Source organism: Streptomyces liliiviolaceus (genome assembly GCF_018070025.1).
Taxonomy (GTDB): Bacteria; Actinomycetota; Actinomycetes; order Streptomycetales; family Streptomycetaceae; genus Streptomyces; species Streptomyces liliiviolaceus.
Genome location: NZ_JAGPYQ010000002.1, coordinates 544945 through 564021 on the forward strand (window position 1 = coordinate 544945; position 19077 = coordinate 564021).

Below are 19077 nucleotides of genomic sequence, written 5' to 3' on the forward strand. Positions count from 1 at the left end.
TGCTCAAAAAAGATCATCAGTTCGAGAATCGAGCAGAGTGGCACTCATCGGACGGGGTCCCGAGCTCGCCACCGTCACGGCTGTCGTCGACCGTGCACGCGCGGGCAGCGGTGGGGCGCTCCTGATCGCGGGGGAACCCGGGATCGGCAAGACCGCACTGCTGGAGCACCTGCTCACCGGGCTCGCCCCCGAGGACGTCCGTGTTCTGACGACCGTCGAGCGCCACGTTCCGACGACCGTCCCCACCGAGCGGGACGCCCATCTGCCCTTCGCCGGACTGAGCCGTCTGCTGGCCCCCGTACGCTCCCACGACGCCGCGCTGCCGCCCGCTCAACGGGCGGCCCTCGCCCGGGCTTTCGACACCGGAGCCTTCGACACCGGGGCCTTCGGCGCCGAGGACAAGGACGACGAGGACACCGCCGATCCGTTCCCGGTGGCCCTGGCGGCCCTCGGCCTCCTGGCGGAGGCAGCCGCCCGGCGCCCCGTCCTGCTCGTCGTGGAGGACCTGCACCTGCTGGACGCGGCGAGCGCCACCGCGCTGGCCTTCGTGGCGCGCAGGCTCACCTCGGAACCGGTCGCGCTGCTCGCCGCTCTCCGGGAAGGCCTCGACTCGCCGCTGAACAACGCCGGTCTGCCCACCCTGACGCTGGGGCCGCTCGGCGCGGCCCACGCCGCCGACGTCGTCGACGCCCGGGCCCCGGGCCTCTCTCCCGGCCTGCGGGAACGGGTACTGGCGGAAGCCGGAGGCAATCCCCTCGCTCTCACGGAGCTGACGTCCGCCGCCCGGCAGAGCGGCGCTACGACCGCGGTGACCACGGCCTGGCAGCCGCTGTCCACCCGGCTGGAGAAAGCTTTCCGCGCAAGAGTCGCGGCGCTGCCCTCCCGTACGAGAACCCTCCTGGTGATCGCCGCCGTCAACGACGGCAGCCCGCTGACGGAGATCCTCGACGTCGCACGGCTGGTCGACGGAGAGCCGGCCCGCGCCGAGGACCTGGCACCCGCCGTCGACGCCCACCTCGTCGCCCTGTCCGGCGACGAACTGCGCTTCCGCCACCCGCTCAGCCGCGCCGCCGTCCTCTCCGGGACCAGCACACGCCGCCACCAAGCGGTGCGCGCGGCGCTCGCGGAAGTACTGGACCAACGGACCGGACGTCGGATCCGGCAGCCGGCGGCCCCGCAGCCGCCACCGGCCGATGCCGTGGCCGCCGCCCTGGAGGAGGCGAACCGCCGGCTCGAACGGCCCGGCGGTGTCATGGCGGCCGTCGGCGCGCTGGAACACGCCGCACGGCTGGCGGGCCGGCCGGAACACCGGACCGAACTGCTGCTGCACGCCGCCGACATCGCCGTGGAGTCGGGACGGCACGACGAGGTGGTACGCCTGCTGAACCGGGCGGCCGCGGACCCGCTGACCGCCCAGCAGCAGGCCCGGGTCACCTGGACGTCCGCCCGCTTCCAGGAGAACGTGCACGCCGACGCCGATGCCTTCGCCCTGGCGGCCCTGGCCGAAGAGGTGGCCTCCGGCGGCGACACCGGGCTCGCGCTGCGGATCCTGTGGACGGCGGCCCGGCGCAACTTCTGGCTGGAGAGCGGCGAGGACGCCGCCCGCTACGTGGCCGACCTCGCCCTGCGCCTGCCCTTCGACAACGAGCCGCAGGTCCTCGCCGTCCTGGCCTACACGGCGCCGATGGCACAGGGAGCCCGTGTCATCGCCCGGCTGAGGCACTGGGCGGCCCATCCCGGCGGCGACGCCACCGCCGACCGGTTCCTCGGTACGGCGGCTGTCCTGGTCGGCGCGTTCGACCTGGCCGCGGGCTTCTCCGCCGCCTCCCTGTCCGGACTGCGGGCCCAGGGGCGGACGTTCCAGCTGGTCGGCGCACTCGCCGCGCGGGGATGGAGCGCCGCTCTGCTGTGCGACCTGGCCGTGGCCGTTCCGTCGGCAGCGGAGGCCGACCGGCTGAGCCAGGAGACCGGCCAGACCCTGCTGCAAGGAACGGCACGCTGCACGAAGGCACTGATCGCGGCGTTGCGAGGGGAGCTGGACGACGCCGAGCGACTGGCCCAGGAGTCGATGGACCTCGGCGGCAGTCTGCGCGCCCGGCCCGTTCTGGCCACCGCCCACATGGCTCTCGCCCAGGTGGCGTCGGCCCGCGGGTCGTTCGACGAGGCGCTGACGCACCTGCGGCAGCTACAGGATCCGGCTGCCGCCGCGTACCATCCGACGCTGCGGCACTACGCGTTGATCGATCTCGTCGACGTCGCACAGCGGGCCCATCGCACCGAGGAGATCCGCGACCTCGTCCGCCGGACGGAGGCCATCGCCCGCAAGACCCCTTCGACCGCACTGCACGTGGGTGTGCGCTTCGCACGGGCCGTGCTGGCCCACGAGGACGAGGACGCCGAGCGCTGTTTCCTGGAGGCACTGGCCGCCGATCTGACGCGCTGGCCCTTCGCCCGCGCGCGCACGCAGCTCGCCTACGGCGAATGGCTGCGCCGCAGGCGCCGCGACACCCAGGCCCGCGGCCCCCTGCGGGCCGCCCGCGACGCGTTCGACGCGCTGGGCGCCGTCGCTTTCGGTGAGCGTGCCCGCCGGGAACTGCGCGCCTCCGGAGAGGCCGGATCGGAACGGGTCCCCAGGGCGCACGAGTTGCTGAACCCGCAGGAGCTGCAGATCGCCATGATGGCGGCCGAGGGGCTCACCAACCGGGAGATCGGCGAGAAGCTCCATCTGTCCCACCGGACGGTCAGCAACCATCTGCACCGCGTCTTCCCGAAGCTGGGCGTCACCTCTCGCACCGCCCTGGGACACCTGCTGCGGTCGGCCGACTGAGTGAACGATTTCCGGACCATGGACGAGACCATGGACGAGGACGACACCCCGGCCGTTCCGCCGCCCCCGCCCGAGGTGCGCTTCGCCGTACTCGGCACGCTGCGGGTGTGGCGGGACGGCACCGAACTGCACGCCGGGCCTCCGCAGCAACAGGCCCTGCTCGCCGTCCTGCTGGCGGGCGCGGGCCGGACGATGTCACTGTCCCAGCTGATCGGCCTGCTGTGGGGCGGCACCGAACCGGCCAGCGCGACGAACGTCATCCGCCGTTACGCCGGATCGCTGCGACGGATGATCCAGCCGGATCTCCCCCGTATGGCCTCCGGGCGGTGGCTGACGGGAGGCGGCGGCGGTTACCGGATCGACGTGGACGAGGACTCCCTCGATCTCCTGCGCTTCCGCGCGCTCTACGCGCGCGCACGTGAGGCCCGTGACGAGGGGCGTATCGACCGGGCGGTACGCCTGTACGTCGAGGCTCTCGCCCTGTGGCGGGGCCCCGTGGCGGCCGGTGTCAGCGCCGAGGTGCGGGGCCATCCGCTGTTCACCCAACTCGACAACGAGCGGCTGACGGTCGCCGTGGAGGCGGCCGACCTCGCCCTGCGGCACGGCGGGGCCGGTCCGGTCCTCGGCTCGCTGCAGACGTTGGCGGACCAGCACCGGCTCGACGAGAACCTGCACGCCAGGCTGATGCTCGCCCTGTCCGCGTCCGGTCGGCAGGCCGAAGCCCTCGATGTCTTCCACCGGCTGCGCGACCGCCTCCGGACAGAACTGGGGGTCGAGCCCTCCCCCGTGCTGGGTGAAGCGCAGCGACAGGTGCTGGCCATGGCCGCGTCGCCTGCTCGAACGCGGGCCGAGTCCGAGCAGCGGGACGATCAACAGCCCGACCAACTGCTCGATCGGCAGCCCGATCAGCCACTCGATCAGCCGCTGCAGCGAAGACCCGGCTTCCTTCTTCCCCGCCCCGCCCAACTGCCCGCCGCCCCGGCGGACTTCGTCGGCCGGGAAGCCGAAGTCGACAGCCTGTTGCGGCAGCTGACGGCCGGCGAACGCACCCCTCCCGCATCCCCCACGATGATCATCAGCGCCATCGGCGGCATGGCCGGCGTCGGAAAGACCACCCTCGCCATCCATTTGGCGCACCGCGTGGCCGACCGCTATCCCGACGGGCAGCTCTACGTCGATCTGCGTGGCTTCGATCTCAACGGATCGGCCATGACTCCCGCCGAGGCGATCCGCGGCTTCCTGGAGAACCTGGGTGTCTCCCCGCAGCAGATCCCCGACGGGCTCGACGCCCAGGCCGCGCTCTACCGGAGCTTCCTCGCGGACCGGCGCATGCTGGTCCTGCTCGACAACGCCCGCGACGCGGAACAGGTCCGACCCCTCCTCCCCGGATCCGCGGGGTGCCTGGTCCTCATCACGAGCCGCAACCAGCTGAGCAGTCTGGTGGCGGCGCACGGCGCGCACCCGCTGGCACTGGACGTGATGTCCACCGAGAGCGCCCGGGAGAGTCTCGTACGGCGGCTCGGTGCCGGCCGGGTCGACGCCGAGCCCGAGGCGGCGGAGACGATCATCTCCTTGTGCGGCCGGCTCCCGCTGGCCCTCTCCGTCATCACGGCACGGGCCCTGATGAACCCCCGCCTGCCGCTCGGCGCCATGGCCGGACAACTCCTGGAGGCCAAGGGCAGCCTCGACGCCTTCGAAGGCGCGGACCGGGCCACCGACATACGGGCCGTGTTCGGCTGGTCCTACCGCACGCTCTCCGACGACACGGCCCGCCTGTTCCGCCTGCTGTCGCTGCATCCGGGAGCGACGTTCGACGTGCGTTCCGCCGCCGCGCTGGACGGGCTCACCCTCCGCCGGACCCGCCCGTCGCTGGCCGAACTCGTACGGGCGCATCTCGTCGCCGAGGAGGCGGGGGGCCGCCACCGCCTGCACGACCTCCTGCGCGCCTACGGACGGGAGGCTGCCGACTCGTACGACACCGCCGACGCCAGGGACGCGGCGCACGACCGGCTGTTCCGGCACTACGTGCAGACGGCCCACGCTGCTCTGCGGCTGCTGGACCCGGCCCATCTCGTCACCGTCCCCGCCGGGATCGGGCCGCCCGCGACGGCCGGGCCGGCCGGCGTGGACGCCGCGGTGCGGTGGTTCCAGGAGGAACGCCTCACGCTGACGGCGGTCGTGCGCCAGGCCGTCCAGGACGGCCGGCCGCACGACGCCTGGCGGCTCGCCCGGCTGCTGGACTCCATGTACGAGCGGGTGGGCCACTGGCACGACTGGGCGGACCTCCAACTGACCGCGCTGGCCGCCGCACAGCAGTCGGGCGAACCGCTCGGCGTGGCCCACGCGCACGCGGGACTGGGCCGCGCGCACTCCCTGCTGCGCCGCTACGAGTCGGCCGAGGAACATCTGTCCCAGGCCCTCGTGCTGTTCGAGGCGCTCGGCGACCGTACGGGGCAGGCACACTGCCTGCGGCAGCTCGGCTGGCTGATGACGCGTACCGAACGTGACGTCCTGGCGATCGAGCACACCCGGCGTGCGCTCGACCTCTACCGCGCCGCCGGTCACCTCAGTGCGCAGGCCGACTCGCTCAACGCGCTCGCCTGGTACCAGGCGTCGCTGGGAGCCTACGACGACGCGGTCGCGAGCGCCGTGCGGTCGCTGCTGCTCTACCGCCGGATGGCCGCGGGCGGCGGCTCGGGGCACGGGAACACCTGGGACACCCTGGCGTTCGCCCATCATCATCTCGGCAACCTCCGCCGGGCCGTGCGCTGTTACGAACGCGCGGTCCGCCTCCTGCGGGCGGGCGGGGACCGCTACAACGAGGCCGGCAGCCTCAGCCGTCTCGGCGACACGCTCGCTCTGGCGGGCGCCGTCGAGGACGCCCGCGCGCGATGGCGTCAGGCGGTCGAGATCCTCACACCGATCGATCCCGACTGGGCGGCCGAGATCCAGGAGAAGCTCTCCGCCACCGTGAACGCCTCCTAGACCGACGGAACCGACGGGGCCGACAGGGCCGACAGGGCCGACAGGGCCGGGAACAACACCGACGGATGTGTGTCAGTCCCTGATGAAGGCCAGCAAATCCGCCTCGAAGGCTTCCCGGTACGCGCCCACCAACCCGTGCGGCGCACCGGGGTACACCTTGAGAACGGCGTCGGGCAGGAGTCCCGCGGTGCGCTCCGCCGACAGGTGCACGGGCACGATCTGGTCGTCGCCGCCGTGCGCCACGAGCGTCGGGAACGTGAACGCGGCCAGGTCGGCGTGGAAGTCGGTCTCGGAGAACTGCCCGACGCCGTCGTGGGCCGCTTTCAGTCCGGTCTGCATGCTCCACAGCCAGAAGGCGCGGCGAACGCCCTCGGACCCGCTCGCGCCGGGGCGGTTGAATCCGTAGAAGCTCTCGCTCAGCTCCCAGTAGAACTGGGACCGGTCGGCCCGCACACCCGCGCGGATACGGTCGAAGGTCGCAAGGGGAAGTCCGCCGGGGTTGGCGTCCGTCCGGAGCAGCAACGGCGGGACCGCTCCGAGGAGGACCGCCTTGGCCACCCGGTCCGTGCCGTGGCGGCCGATGTAGCGCGCGACCTCACCGCCGCCGGTGGAGTGTCCCACCAGGATGACGTCGCGCAGGTCGAGGGTCTCCAGGAGTTCGGCGAGGTCGTCGGCGTGACGGTCCATGTGGTTGCCGCCCCAGGGCTGGCCGGAGCGGCCGTGCCCGCGCCGGTCGTGGGCGATGCCCCGGAAGCCGCTGCCGGCGACCAGGAGCAACTGCCCGTCCCAGGCGTCCGCGTTCAGCGGCCAGCCGTGGCTGAAGACGACGGGCTGTCCGCTGCCCCAGTCCTTGTAGTGGATGTCGACACAGTCCGATGTGGTGAACGTGGGCATGACCTGATGTCCCTCCGGATGCCGTCGAGGTGCTGCCAGGTGTGCCGGCGCGGTGCGGTGCCGGGGGGAGCCGGCTCGGCAGCGCGGACAAGGTAGCCGGGGCGAGGTGACCGAAAGGTGCGGACGTACGGCAGGACCGCCGCGGCGATCCGTCGGCGGCCTGCGGTGCCGCCGCCCGCGTGGTCGTCAGCGGGCCAGGCGTTCCCGCACCGCCTCCGCGTCCGGGTGTCCCAGGTGTTCGAGGATCCGCAGGGCCTGCCGCCAGGACACACCGGCCTCGGTGCGCTCTCCCGCGGCCTCCTGGCTGTCGCCGATGTGGACCAGGGTGTCGGCTTCGAGGTAGGCGTCGTGCAGACCGCGGTAGAGCGTCAGGGCATGGCGATAGCAGTCGACGGCCCGCTCGTGGGCCGCCAGATGATGGTGGGCGTAGCCGAGGCTGTCCCAGGCGGCGGCCTCACCGTTCGGGTTGCCGAGTTCCCGGTGGAGGTCGATCGCCTGCTGGCATTCCACCAGGGCCCGCGCGTGGTCGCCCCGCAGGATGTGGGTCCAGCCGACCTCGTTGTGCACCTGGGCCTGACCGATGCGGCCGCTCGTGTCCGCCTGCGCGTACAGGGTGCGGGCGAGACCGTAGTGGGCGAGCGCGTCCTCGTGCCGGCCGGCCTTGTTCGCCTGGAAGGCCAGATAACGCCGCGTCCTTGCCTCGCCGGCCGGGTCGGCGACCGCCCGGAACAGGTCCAGGGCGGCGGTCAGGTGCGCGGTGGCCGCCCCGGCGTCGCCGAGGCGGCCGTGGACGAACCCCAGGGCGCGGTGGGCGTGGGCGCGGCCGGCCGGGTCCGCGGAACGTTCCGCGGCGTCGAGCGCCGCCGACTGGAGGGCGAGTTGTTCCTGCCAGCGGCCCAGCCGGTCGAGGTGCAGTTCCACGGTCGCGGCCAACTGCCAGCGCCGCGAGGCCGTGTCCGTGCGGGCGGGTTCGTGGGCGACCGCGGCGAGGATGACGGCACGCTCCGTCTCCAGCCAGTCCGCGGCCTGTTCACGGCTGTGGAACCCGGCCACGACGGCGCCGTCGACGGGCGCGGCGAGGGCCGGCCGTTCTCCCTGCGGTGCGAGTACGGCGCCCGCGTGGTGCGCGCTGTGCAGCAGGTGGTCGAGCAGCCGGCGCAGGGCCAGGACCTGATCCCGCTGGGACTCGTGGGTGCGGAGCAGGTCGCCCGCGTAGGCGCGCAGGAGGTCGTGGCACAGGAACCGGCCGGTGAAGCGTTCGGTGAGCAGGTGTGCCCTGGTCAGTTCGGACAGCGCGGGGCGTACCTCGTGCCGGGGCAGACCGAGCAGGCTGGACGCCGCTTCGGGCGACACCTCGGGTCCGGGATGCAGGGCCAGCCGGCGGAAGAGCAGGGCGGCCAGCGGGGAGAGCGCCTGGTAGGACCAGGAGAAGACCGTTTCGAGATCGGTGGACGGATCACCGGCCGACAGCGTGGCGAGGCGGTCGTCCTCCTCCGTCAGCTCGGACGCGAGGACACCGAGATCGCCGTGCGGGTTCATGGACATACGGGCGCTGACGATCGCCAGGGCGAGCGGCAGGCCGGCGCACGAGTGGATGATGTCCTTGACCGCGTCCGGCTGTGCGGCGAGCCGTTCCGCACCGAGGCGACGGGTCAGCAGGGCCTGGGAGGCGACGTCGTCCAGTACGTCGAGGGCGATGGGATGTGCGCCTTCGGCCACCAGCCCGGACAGGAGGTTGCGGCTGGTGACGATGGCGAGGCAGTCGCCCGTGCCCGGCAGCAGCGGCCTGACCTGCTCGGTGTCCTTGGCGTTGTCGAGAACGATCAGGACCCGTCTGCCGACCAGGAGACTCCGGTACAGGGACGCCTGGGCGTCGACGCTCGGCGGTATGTGTTCCGACGCCACTCCCAGCGCGTCGAGGAAGGTGCGCAGGATCTGGGCGGGGCCGGGCGTCGCGCCGCCGGGGTCGAAGCCGCGCAGGTCGGCGTAGAGCTGCCCGTCGGGGTAGCGCGGGGCGACCTCGTGGGCCCAGTGGACGGCCAGCGTGGTCTTGCCCACTCCGGCCATGCCCCCGATGGCGCTGATGACGACGGGCCGCCCCGGCAGGCCGTCCGCGGGCAGCAGGCTCCGCGCGAGGGCCATCTCCGTGTGCCGGCCGCTGAACACGCCCAGGTCCGGGGGGAGTTGCGCGGGTCTCGTACGGACGATGCCGTCGCTCGCGGCGGGCGCCGCGGTCGGGGTGGGGCCGGACGGTACGGCCGGTGCACCCGTGGCGCCCGGACCGGTCGCGGGCGTGTGCAGTCGCTCTCCCGCTTCCGCCAGTTCCGGGCCGGGCTCCAGTCCGAGTTCCTCGTCCAGCCGTCCGCTGACCTCCTCGTAGCTGCGCCGTGCCTCCAGCACGTGCCCGGTACGGGCCAGCACGGTGACGAGCCGTGCCTGCAGCGCCTCGTCCAGCGGATGCGCCTGGGCCGCCTGCCGCAGCGGCATGAGTACGCGTTCCAGGTGGACGTCACCGGCTGCCACGGCGGTGTCGACGGCTTCCTTGACGGCGTCCGGGTACTCGCGTTCGACCCGCGCGAACAGCGGGTGGGCGCGCATCGACGCCGGCAGCCCGTCGGCGACCGGCCCGTGCCAGAGACCGAGGGCCGCCAGCAGGTGCCGCAGGGCCGCGATGTCGTCGCCCGCCCGTCGGCTCTCTTCCGCGTCGGCGCGCAGCGCGCGGAACCGCAGGAGGTCCAGCTGGTCGGGGTCGAGGTGGAGCCGGTATCCGCCGGACGCCCGCACCAGGATCGGGCCCAGCGCCCTGCGCAGGGTCCCGACGTGCCTGTGTACGACGTTGACCGCGCTGTCGGGGGCGCTCTCGCCCCACAGGAACTCGACGATCTCGGAGGTCGGAACGGGCTGGCCGGCCTGTGTCAGCAGGAGTGCCAGCAGCGCCTTCCTCTTGGGCGGGCCGAGTTCCAGCTCCTCCCCGTCCCGCCAGGCCCTGAGCGGACCGAGAACCGTCACACGCACAAGTTCGAAGTGTACGAGGTCCCGACGCGGGTCTGGTCGGGCCGGTCACCTTCTGGTCACGGATCGCTCACCACGCCCTGCGTAGCGTGCGAACCGGCAGCGGTCGAACGGCGAACGGCCAGCCGTCGGACCGGACTTCGCCGGTGCCGGTGCCCCCGGCAGAGCCTTTGGAGACACATGCACCTGACGACCGTCGACGATCCCCGGCTGCTGCACGAGCGCTTCCGCGGGGCGAGTCGAACGACCGACGGCCCCGTGGTGGTCGTCAGCGGGAGCACGTTGCTGGTGAACGGTCCGGCGGCGGCCCTGACCCGGGTCGCCGACCGTCCGCTGCTGTGGGAGTGGGCCCGTCATGAGGCGGTGTCCCCGATCGCGGACACGGCACCGCCGCGGCCGGTGCCGGCCCTGGAGTCCGGGGCGCGGCCGCGGTTCTGCGAGGGCATCTGGACCGGACGGGCCCTGGTGGGAGCGGTCGTCCGGCTGACCGTGCCCGCTCCCGCCCGTCCGGCGCGCCTCGCGGGGCCGGACGGGGTACGGAGCCTGCGGTGGGCCGAACTGACGGAGTCGCAGCGGCTGGTGGCCGAGTACGTCGCCGGTGGTCTGACCAACCGGCAGACCGCCGCCCTGCTGTCCGTGTCGCACCACACCGTGGACTATCACCTGCGGCACGTCTTCCAGAAGTTCCAGATCCATTCGCGGGTGGAGCTGGCCCGTCTGGTGGCGGCGGCGTTCCACACGCCACCGCCCCTGCCGGTCACACCGTGCTGATCATTCCGCCGTCGATGACGAAGTCGGAGCCGGTGACATTGCCGCCCCGGTCCGAAGCGAGCAGCAGGACCAGGTCCGCCACCTCCTCCGGGCGCGTGAAGCGTCCGGTGACGGCGTCCTTGGCGGCCTGAGCCGCCACGGTCTCCGCGTCCAGCCCGCCGGCCTGCCCCAGGACGGCGGCCACCCCCGCCTCGCCCAGCCACAGGTCCGTGGCCACCGGCCCCGGACTCACCGTGTTGACGCGGATCCCGCGGGGTCCCAGTTCCTTCGACAGGGACTTGCTGAAGCTGAGGAGCGCCGCCTTGGCCGCGCTGTAGTCGATGACGAGCGGGTCGGGCAGCCTGGAGTTCACCGACGCGACCGTCACGATCGTTCCCGAGCCGCGTTCCAGCATCAGCGGCAGCACCGCCCGTGTGGCCCGCACGGCCGACAGGAGATTGATCTCCAGTGTGGTCGTCCAGTCCTGGTCGGTGACGGACGAGAAGCCGCCGGTACGCGGGCGGACCGCGCCCACGTTGTTCACCAGGATGTCCGGCGGCCCGTACACGGACACCGCCCCCTCCACCAGGACGGTCGGCCCTTCGGGGGTCGCCAGGTCCGCTTCGACGACGTGGACGTTCCCGGTGTCGCGCAGCTCGGACAGCGGTCCGGACGTGTGGCGGGCCCCGGCCGTGACGCGTACGCCCTCGGCCACCAGGGCCCGGGTCACGGCGAGTCCGATGCCCTTGCCCGCGCCGGTCACCACGGCGCTCTTGCCTTGCAGATTCAGTTCCATCGCGGACCTTCTGGAGGAGGACGGACCCGGCTGCCGGAGGGCAGCCGGGTTCTCGGGCCGGTACGGGTCAGACGGTGCCGCGGGCCGCGCTCACGATCACGTCGACCACGGCGTCGGGCCGGGACAGCATGACGAGATGGGACCCGGCGACCTCAATGATGCGGCTGCGGGCCCGCCGAGCCATGGACCTCTGCCGGTCCGGCGGCAGAATGTGGTCCCTGGTGCCGAGCACGTACCAGCTCGGCAGGTTCTTCCAGGCGGGCGGGCCGGAGGCCTCCAGCAGCGCCGACAGTGCGATGGGGCGCTGCGAGGCGGCCAGCAGGTCCGCCGTGGCGGGGGCCAGGTCGCCTGCGAAGACCTCGCCGAACAGGGCCGGTTTGATGTAGAGGTCGACGGTCTGTTCGCCGTGCCGCTCATGGACCACCTGGTCGAACAGCGCGCCGGGGTCGGCTCCCTCGCCCTGCAGACCGAGGACGGTCTCGCCCTGCTCGGGGACGAAGGCGTCCACGTAGACGAGCGCTCTGACGTCGGCGGCGGGGGTGACGGCGTTCGTCACCACGGCTCCTCCGTAGGAGTGGCCGACCAGCACCACCGGCCCGGTCACCCGCTGGGCGAGGAAGTTGTTCAGTGCCTCGGCGTCCTCGGCGAGACCGCGCAGCGGGTTGGGTGCCGCGTGCACGGTGTAGCCGCGGCGCTGGAGCCGCCGGGTGACCTCCTGCCAGCTCGCGGCGTCCGCCCATGCGCCGTGCACGAGCACGACGGTGGGCTTCACGGTCCGGGGGTGTACCGCCTGCGCGGCGGCGGGAATCGATGAGGTCGCCAGCGCGACGGTGGCCGCTCCGGCGGCCCCCACGACCTGCCGCCGGGACGGCGGCCCACCTTGGTACGGCATGGTCGCTCGCTCTCCGTGTCTAGTTGAGGAAGTCGAGAAGACGGCGCGTCATCTCGGCGGTGTGCTCTTCGTAGATCCAGTGACCGGAGTCGGCGACGACCGCGCCGGTGACGTTCCGGGCGTAGGAGTGTGCCTGTATCTCGACCTTGTCCTTCATGCTGTTGCTCGCGCCGATGGCCAGCACCGGCATGGGGAGCTTGGTCTTCTTGTTGACCAGGTTGTCCGCGACGTCCGTGGGGAAGGCACGGAACCATTCGTGGTTGGCGCGCAGATGCGCGTCGTCCCGGAGGTACTTGGCGAACTCCTTGACCTGGGCGGGTCCGACGCCGTCCTTCTGGACTTCGAGGGAGTCGGTGAATCCGTCGACCCAGATCTCCTCCTTGCCGTCGATCAGCTTCTCCGGCAGGCCGTTCTTCAGGTCGAAGAAGCCGAAGTTCCACAGGCCTGGGCCCTGTGCGGTCAGCGACGGGAAGTCGTACAGCCCGTCGTCGGGGATCGGCGCCTCGCTCAGCACCAGCTGGTGCACCTGGCGGGGGTGGGCGGCGGCGTAGGCGTAGGCCACCATGGTGCCGATGTCGTGGCCGACGAGGCGGATGTCCTTGTCGAGACCGAGCTGGCGCAGCAGGCCGTTGATGTCACCGGCCATCGTCTTCTTGTCGTAGCCGCCGACGGGGGCGTCGCTCTTGCCGGCGCCCCGCAGGTCGGGGGCGATGACGGTGTAGTGCTTGCCCAGTTCGGGCAGCAGGTCGCGCCACTCGTACCAGGTCTGCGGATAGCCGTGCAGCAGCACGAGGGTGGGCCCGTGACCGCCTCGCACGTAGTTGATGTGCACGCCGCCCACCTCCGCTCTCTGCTCGGTGAAGCCGGCGGGGACGCGCAGTTCGGAGCCGACGTACTCCGCCGGGCTGCCGCTGGCCGCGGAGTCCTGCACGCCGGCGAACATCGCGGTGAACGCGGTGGTCACGGCGAGGGCGAGAAGCGTCGGGCGTGAGCGTGCGAACGAACGGGACATGGGTGATCGCATGGAGGTTCCTTAGAAGGACCGCGGAGTGCGGGTTGCGGGGTGCGGAGTGGGTGGTGAGGACCGGGGCGCTACGGGCGGATACCGAAGGGCCCGAGGAGTCCCTGGTCGATGCGCAGGGACTCGATCATGGCGAAGGCGTTGTCCACGGTGAAGACGTCGACGGCGGCGAGCCGGCCCGCGTACTTGGCCACGACCGGCTGTGCGGCCTGGTGCGCCGCCGCGTCGAGGTAGGTCTTGAAGATGGCCCAGGAGTTGCCCGTCGGCCCGTACTTGTCGAAGAACGGCGTGGGGTCCAGCGATTCCAGGGTCTGTCGCGCGCTGAGTTCCAGGTCGTCGATGTAGCGCTGCTGGACGACGGCGTCCGCGCGCAGACCGAGCCGGCCCAGGTGTCCGCCGACCAGGGTCTGCCACGGATACCTCATGGCCACCTGGTGGGCCTCGACCCATGCCGGTATGTCCTGGGAGACGGCCAGGTTCTTGAAGGGAACCCACCCGGGGTAGATGACGTCGACCACCATCAGGGTCTTGTATCGGGGTACGTGCACGAAGATGTTGTCCGGCGAATGGTTCGGGCCGTGATGCGCCAGTTCCAGCGTCTCCCCGCCGACCCTGAGGGTGTAGCGGTCCTTGAAGGTGATGTGGGGCAACGGTCTGTTCGGGTCCCTGTCCCGGCGCAGGAAGCGCTCGGTCTCCACGTGCGCGATCCGGCGTGCGTCGGGGCCGAGGAGGACGGCGGCGCCGATGTGGTCGGCGTGGCTGTGCGAGTAGACGACATGCGTGACCTCCGACGGCCTGCCGTTGGCGTCGGTGACCTTGCGGATGGCCCGCAGCAGGTTGTGGCCGATGGTCGGTGGCGCGTCCACCACCACGACTCCGGTGGTCGTGGTCAGGAACATGGCCTGGTAGTAGCCGTCGGTGACCCAGTACAGGTGGCCCCCGATCCGGCCGACGTGGTAGCCGTCGGTGAGCGCGGGACCGACCGCCGTGTCCGGCACCGGGGCGTAGTCGGGCAGGGCCGTCGCCTCGGCCGCCTCCGCGGGACCGGCCAGCGCCAGGTCGGCGAGAGCGGGAACCAGAGGCAGGGCGGTGGCGACACCGGCCGCCTTCACGAACGTTCTCCTGGTGGCCTGTGCGGACGTGGTGGCCTGCGTCGAGGCCCTGGGCGTGCCGGAGTTGTCCATGTCGGGGATTCCTTCCGCGGTTCGTCGATGCGGGATCGTTCGGCACGCGGCGCCCACACGGCGAGTACGTGGTGGTTCTCGTGCGACAGGACGACGCTAGAAGCTCACGGTTCGCGCCACCCCACGTGGACGCGTAGGACGCGTGGGCCAGGTGCGTGACGGGGTGCGGCCCTGAGCCCGGCCCGGCCTTCGCACCCGTCCCTCCGGCACACCCTGACAAGTGTCAGGACAGTGGCTCCGTCTCCCCTGGTTGCCTTGTACCTGCGCCGCCGGGGTTCGGCACACACGGCGCCGACAGCCGCGGCTGCACTCGCTGTTCATCGCCCGAGGGGAAGGCATCGTCATGACCGGACGCAGAATCGCCAAACTGGCCTGCACCGCCGCCGCCGGTGTGCTGCTGGCAGGTGGAGTCACCGTCGCCATGCCGGGTACGGCACTGGCGACCGCGGCCGATTGCGAGCGTGGCAGCAACGGCTTCCGCGACATCTCCGACAGTACGGTCGGTGTCCCGGCCGGCCCGGGGGACAAGCTGTTGCGCCCCAACGACCCGCAGGGGCTCGTCGGACGCATCAGCCTGCGAGCCGTCAGCATCGACAACAAGATCTACGGATTCGCCGCGCTCGCGGTCCCGCGTACGGGGGACGACGTGTGGATGGACTGGACGCTGAACGGCAGGGACGTACACGTCCAGTGCGGTCCGTTCAGGGCAGGCCGTGACGGCATTCAGCTGACCAGTGCCGCGAAGGTGACGGACAACAGCCCGAACTACCGCTTCCGCGCCTGCGGCGGCGGAGGCGGCCAGGCGGTGCAGTGCACGGACTGGTGGTAGCCGACCCCGCAGACCGAACGGCGCGCTCCGGCATCCACTGATGCCGGAGCGCGCTGTCGCGCTTCTCGAACCAGAAGGCTGTCCGGCGCGCGGGCAGGTGTTCCCCGACCGTCAGCCCGGATGCGCCGGTGGAGGCATCAGGAGGTCGTGGGCGGTGGTGAGGACGGCTACCGCCCGGGGGAAGTCCTTGAGTTGGTTGCGCAGCGAGTCCAGGGCCGGGAACAGGCAGCGCGGCGGGACGTCGCGGGCCGCCAGGATGTCCGCGGTCCACATGATGAACCTCGTGAACAGGTCGGGGTCGTCGACGTAGAGGGCGGTGGCGAGGTGGCCGACGATGAAGTCGATGTCCTCGACGGTGCGCTCCATCTGGTACTCGCTGTAGTGGCGCGTCTCGGGGAAGTCCTCCTCGACATCGGCGAGGGTCTGCTTGACCAGTTGGGGCTTGGTCCGGCGGACCATGGTGTATTCCTGGTCGGCCAGGTGCGGCAGGTCCAGGTCGGGCAGGCGGGCCGCGTGCGCGCCGGACGGTTTCAGGTGCCGGCCGAGCAGAGCGGCCGCGTCGGGCGCGTCCTTGGCCCATTCGGCCTGCATGAGCCGGGCGTAGCGGCCCTGCGGACCGAACGCGGCGCCTCCGGCGAGTACCGGGATTCCGGCGCCCTGGCAGGAGCTGATCGCGTTGTGGGCGCCGGGCAGAAGCGTGGGGATGGACGAGGACAGCAGTACCGCCTGCGCACGGGTGCGGCGCGCGTGGGCGACCAGGTGCTCGGTGGGGACCTGCGCCCCGAGATAGTCGACCCGCCAGCCCCGTAACCGCAGCACCTCGCTGACCAGTCGTGCGGGCAGGGAGTGCCACTCGCCGTCGACGCACGACACCAGGACCCTTCCCACGAACGTGCCCGCGAACGCGGGGGCCAGGGCGGGAGCGGTGGCGTCGGCGACGGCCGCGACGCAGCGTTCGCTGATCGCCGTGGCCACGTGTTCCTGCGCCACCGTGATGTCATTGGCCGCCCAGGCAAGACCAACCCGTTCCTGCGTCGGCGCGATGAGTTCGAGCAGCACCCGCTCGCCCGCGGCACGCATCCGTTCGGCGGCCGAAGCGCCCATGGCGGTCGCCGGCGTGTGATCCGGCGCCTGCCCGTGTCCCGCTGCCGCCGGAGCGTGCCCCGCCGTGCCCAGCGCGCCCCGCACGATGGCGACGGCGCGCGTCTCGTCGCACTCCCCGAGTGCCTGCCACAGTCGCTCACGCGGCTCGGCGAGGGAGTGTGTCTCCTTGCCATCGGTCACGTGTCTCACCTTTCCCTGGTCGGTTCGTCCTCGGTCGTCCGAGGGGTGTCTCGGGGCGCGCCGATCGCCAGGACCGCCATGTCGTCGTGCGGTCCCTCACCCACCCACTGGGCGATGATCATCTGCACGCGTTCGGTGACCGCTTCGGCCGGCATCCCGGCGCACTGGGCCAGTGCGGCGCGCAGCCTGTCCTCGTTGAACATCACGTTGCCCAGCGGCCCGCCGCGCGCTTCGGTGATCCCGTCGGAATACAGCAGGCAGGTCTCACCGGGTTGCAGGGCGACTTCGGCGGTCGTGAACTCGATGTCGGCGAACACGCCGATGAGCGTGCCGCCGGTGCGGACCTCCTCCACCTGGCCGGTGACGCGCACGACGAGCGGTGAGGGATGGCCCGCGCTGGAGATGCGCAGCCGCACCCGTGCGTCCTGGCGCACGGCGGTGACCAGGACCAAGGTCACGAAAGGTGTCTGGGACGAGGACAGTAGTGCGCCGTTGAGGAGGGTCAGCAGGCGGGTGTGGTCGGCGGCGAACGGGACCAGCGCCCGCAGTACATGGCGGATCCTGCCGGCCACGACCGCGGCTTCCAGTCCCTTGCCGCACACGTCGCCCAGTACCGCGACGGTCTCGGCCTCCGGTGAGTCGGCCGGGTACAGGTCGTAGAAGTCACCGCCGACGAGTTCGCCCGCCACCGAGGCGCGGTAGCCGCCGGCGAAGCAGATGCCGTGCACCCCGCCGAGTGAGGGCGGCAGCAGATCGCCCAGCAGCACGTCGGTGCTGCGCGCCTGGCGGGTGTGGCTGCGGGCCACGGACAGGGCGGCGCCCGCGCGTGCGGCGAAGAGCTGGGCGAAGGACTCCTCGGCGGGGGTGAACCCGGCTGCCTGGCGGCGGCGCAGCAGGACGAGGCATCCGGTCGGCACACCGTGCCCCGGCAACGGCACGACGACGACCGAACCGATGTCGGCGACGTCGCCCACGAACCCCTCGGGCACCGCCCAGGACGGCACGTCATGAGGATCGATCCAGCGGGAGGACACCGCAGGAAGCCCTTGCAACGCCTCCTCCAGGCCGGGCAGTTGACCGGGGTCCAGGGCGACGCTCTCCTGCACCACGGGCCCGTCGGCGGTGCATCGCGTCACGGGGAAGGCGCATCCGTCGCCCGTCCCGACGACGACCGCCGCGTCCGCCAGATGCCGGGCGGCCCGTTGCGCGGTCATCGCCGTACAGCGCTCGACGTCCAGCGAGGCGAGCAGTTCGCAGGAGAGTTCCTGCAGCAGGCCGGCGCGCATCCGCTCGCGTGCCAGCTCCTGCGCGGCACCCGCCGGAGCACTCTCACCGATCAGCCACCAGGTGACCGCGCCGTCCACGCCCGGCACGCCGAGCGCCTTCACCCGGTGCGGGCCGATCCGGCCGTCGGCCCATGCCGACGGCTCGTTCCCCGCGTCGCCGACCCGCCGCAGGTGGGCCTCGACGAGCCAGGCGGGCGCGACCTCGTCCAGCGCGACGCCGACAGCGACCCGCGCCAGCAGGGCGGCGGCCTGCGCGTTGTGCGACAGCACTGTGCCGGACGCGTCCACCGTCACCGCTGGAAACGGTTCACAGTGCTGCACGGCAGGAACCGGACCACGAGTGCTCTTCTGCTCCGGCAAGGAGACCATCGGTTCGGAATCCGCTGGCACGGATCCCCATCACCTCATCCACTGGAAAGCAGGAGACCCGCAGATTACCGACGGCATATGACTACGGGCTGTATTTCGCGATACCTCCGACATCGCCTCGCCAACTCCTGGACAATGCACCCCACTTCATTTAAGTCAGTCGGTTGACTTAAATGACGGGCCGGTGTCTAGTGATCGAGAACGCCGGTTCAAGGAGGCTGACATGGGTGACACCCACAGGACACGACCAGCCGCGGCCGAGCAGGGCCGCGCCGGGGGCACGGTGGACAGCGTCCAGGCACGCACCGGCCGCGGCGCCGGGACCCGCGAGGCCATCATGGCGGCGGCCGAGCGCCTCTACGCCGAGCACGGGCTGTCGAACGTCTCCAACCGGCAGATCGGCGAGGCGGCCGGGCAGGGCAACACCACCGCCGTCAGCTACCACTTCGGCAGCAAGGCGACGCTCGTACGGGCCATCATGACCAGGCACGGCACCCAGGTCGACCTGATCCGCACCCGCCATGTGGAGGCGGCCGGAGACAGTTCCGAGCTGCGGGACTGGGTGCGCTGTCTGCTGCGTCCGGTGACCGAGCACCATGCGGCCCTCGGAGTCCCGTCCTGGCACGCGCGCTTCGCCGCGCAGGTGATGACCGACCCGCTGATGCGGACGCTGGTGGAGGACGAGTCGCTCACCCGCGACAGCCTGCGCCGCACCCTTCAGGGACTGGGCCGGTGCCTGTACGACATCGTGCCCCCCGAGGTCCGCCCCCTGCGCGCCGAGATGGCCCGTCATCTGATCACCCATGTCTGCGCGGAGCGCGAACGCACCCTTGCCGACGCCGCGACCGAGCCGGGCACGTCCTGGGAACGCACCGCCGACGCGCTGGAGGACGCGCTGGTGGGACTGCTCGCCGCGCCCACCACCCGCCGCTGAACCGACCCCGCAGA

Annotated in this window: 13 protein-coding genes; 5 read left to right on the plus strand and 8 right to left on the minus strand. The window is 72.0% G+C overall.

The window, feature by feature from the left end; all coding sequences use genetic code 11:
* Positions 1–37: 37 nt before the first annotated feature.
* Both J8N05_RS37750 and J8N05_RS37755 read left to right on the plus strand, forming a co-directional pair.
* Positions 38–2827: an ATP-binding protein gene (locus J8N05_RS37750; protein ID WP_210891245.1), complete on the plus strand. Its 2790-nt coding sequence runs from the start codon at positions 38–40 to the stop codon at positions 2825–2827.
* Positions 2828–2845: 18 nt separating this feature from the next.
* Positions 2846–5812, plus strand: coding sequence for an AfsR/SARP family transcriptional regulator (locus tag J8N05_RS37755; RefSeq protein ID WP_210891247.1), 2967 nt, complete (start codon positions 2846–2848; stop codon positions 5810–5812).
* 72 nt (positions 5813–5884) lie between these two features.
* Here the strand turns inward: J8N05_RS37755 and J8N05_RS37760 are convergent, their stop codons facing one another.
* Complete coding sequence (locus J8N05_RS37760) at positions 5885–6706, minus strand: alpha/beta fold hydrolase (protein WP_210891249.1); 822 nt, start codon at positions 6704–6706, stop codon at positions 5885–5887.
* A gap of 186 nt (positions 6707–6892) precedes the next feature.
* Positions 6893–9715, minus strand: coding sequence for an AfsR/SARP family transcriptional regulator (locus J8N05_RS37765; protein WP_247706853.1), 2823 nt, complete (start codon positions 9713–9715; stop codon positions 6893–6895).
* A gap of 183 nt (positions 9716–9898) precedes the next feature.
* Between J8N05_RS37765 and J8N05_RS37770 the strand changes: the two genes are divergently transcribed.
* A complete protein-coding gene (locus tag J8N05_RS37770) occupies positions 9899–10489 on the plus strand; it encodes a helix-turn-helix transcriptional regulator (protein ID WP_210891253.1) in 591 nt (196 codons plus the stop codon).
* Here the strand turns inward: J8N05_RS37770 and J8N05_RS37775 are convergent.
* The 4 genes from J8N05_RS37775 to J8N05_RS37790 all read right to left on the minus strand — a co-directional run bounded on the left by J8N05_RS37775 (position 10476) and on the right by J8N05_RS37790 (position 14361).
* Entirely contained in the window at positions 10476–11264 is a 789-nt protein-coding gene (locus J8N05_RS37775) for an oxidoreductase (protein WP_210891255.1), read from the minus strand. The genes J8N05_RS37770 and J8N05_RS37775 overlap by 14 nt on opposite strands.
* A gap of 67 nt (positions 11265–11331) precedes the next feature.
* A complete protein-coding gene (locus tag J8N05_RS37780; protein ID WP_210891257.1) occupies positions 11332–12156 on the minus strand; it encodes an alpha/beta fold hydrolase in 825 nt (274 codons plus the stop codon).
* Positions 12157–12175: 19 nt separating this feature from the next.
* Positions 12176–13180, minus strand: a complete 1005-nt coding sequence (locus tag J8N05_RS37785; protein ID WP_247706854.1) for an alpha/beta fold hydrolase — start codon at positions 13178–13180, stop codon at positions 12176–12178.
* A 68-nt stretch (positions 13181–13248) separates the two neighbouring features.
* Positions 13249–14361: an MBL fold metallo-hydrolase gene (locus tag J8N05_RS37790; protein ID WP_210891259.1), complete on the minus strand. Its 1113-nt coding sequence runs from the start codon at positions 14359–14361 to the stop codon at positions 13249–13251.
* A 343-nt stretch (positions 14362–14704) separates the two neighbouring features.
* On the opposite strand from J8N05_RS37790, the gene J8N05_RS37795 reads away from it, so the two are divergent.
* The gene (locus J8N05_RS37795; protein ID WP_210891261.1) at positions 14705–15190 is read left to right on the plus strand and encodes a hypothetical protein; all 486 of its coding nucleotides are present in this window, start codon (positions 14705–14707) and stop codon (positions 15188–15190) included.
* Between the two features lie 111 nt (positions 15191–15301).
* On the opposite strand, the gene J8N05_RS37800 is transcribed toward J8N05_RS37795, so the two are convergent.
* Complete coding sequence (locus tag J8N05_RS37800; protein ID WP_210891262.1) at positions 15302–16474, minus strand: cobalamin B12-binding domain-containing protein; 1173 nt, start codon at positions 16472–16474, stop codon at positions 15302–15304.
* A gap of 5 nt (positions 16475–16479) precedes the next feature.
* Entirely contained in the window at positions 16480–18054 is a 1575-nt protein-coding gene (locus tag J8N05_RS37805; RefSeq protein WP_247706855.1) for a PP2C family protein-serine/threonine phosphatase, read from the minus strand.
* Positions 18055–18352: 298 nt separating this feature from the next.
* Here J8N05_RS37805 and J8N05_RS37810 point away from each other — a divergent pair, with 298 nt between their 5' ends.
* Positions 18353–19063, plus strand: a complete 711-nt coding sequence (locus tag J8N05_RS37810; protein ID WP_210891263.1) for a TetR/AcrR family transcriptional regulator — start codon at positions 18353–18355, stop codon at positions 19061–19063.
* Positions 19064–19077 lie beyond the last annotated feature (14 nt).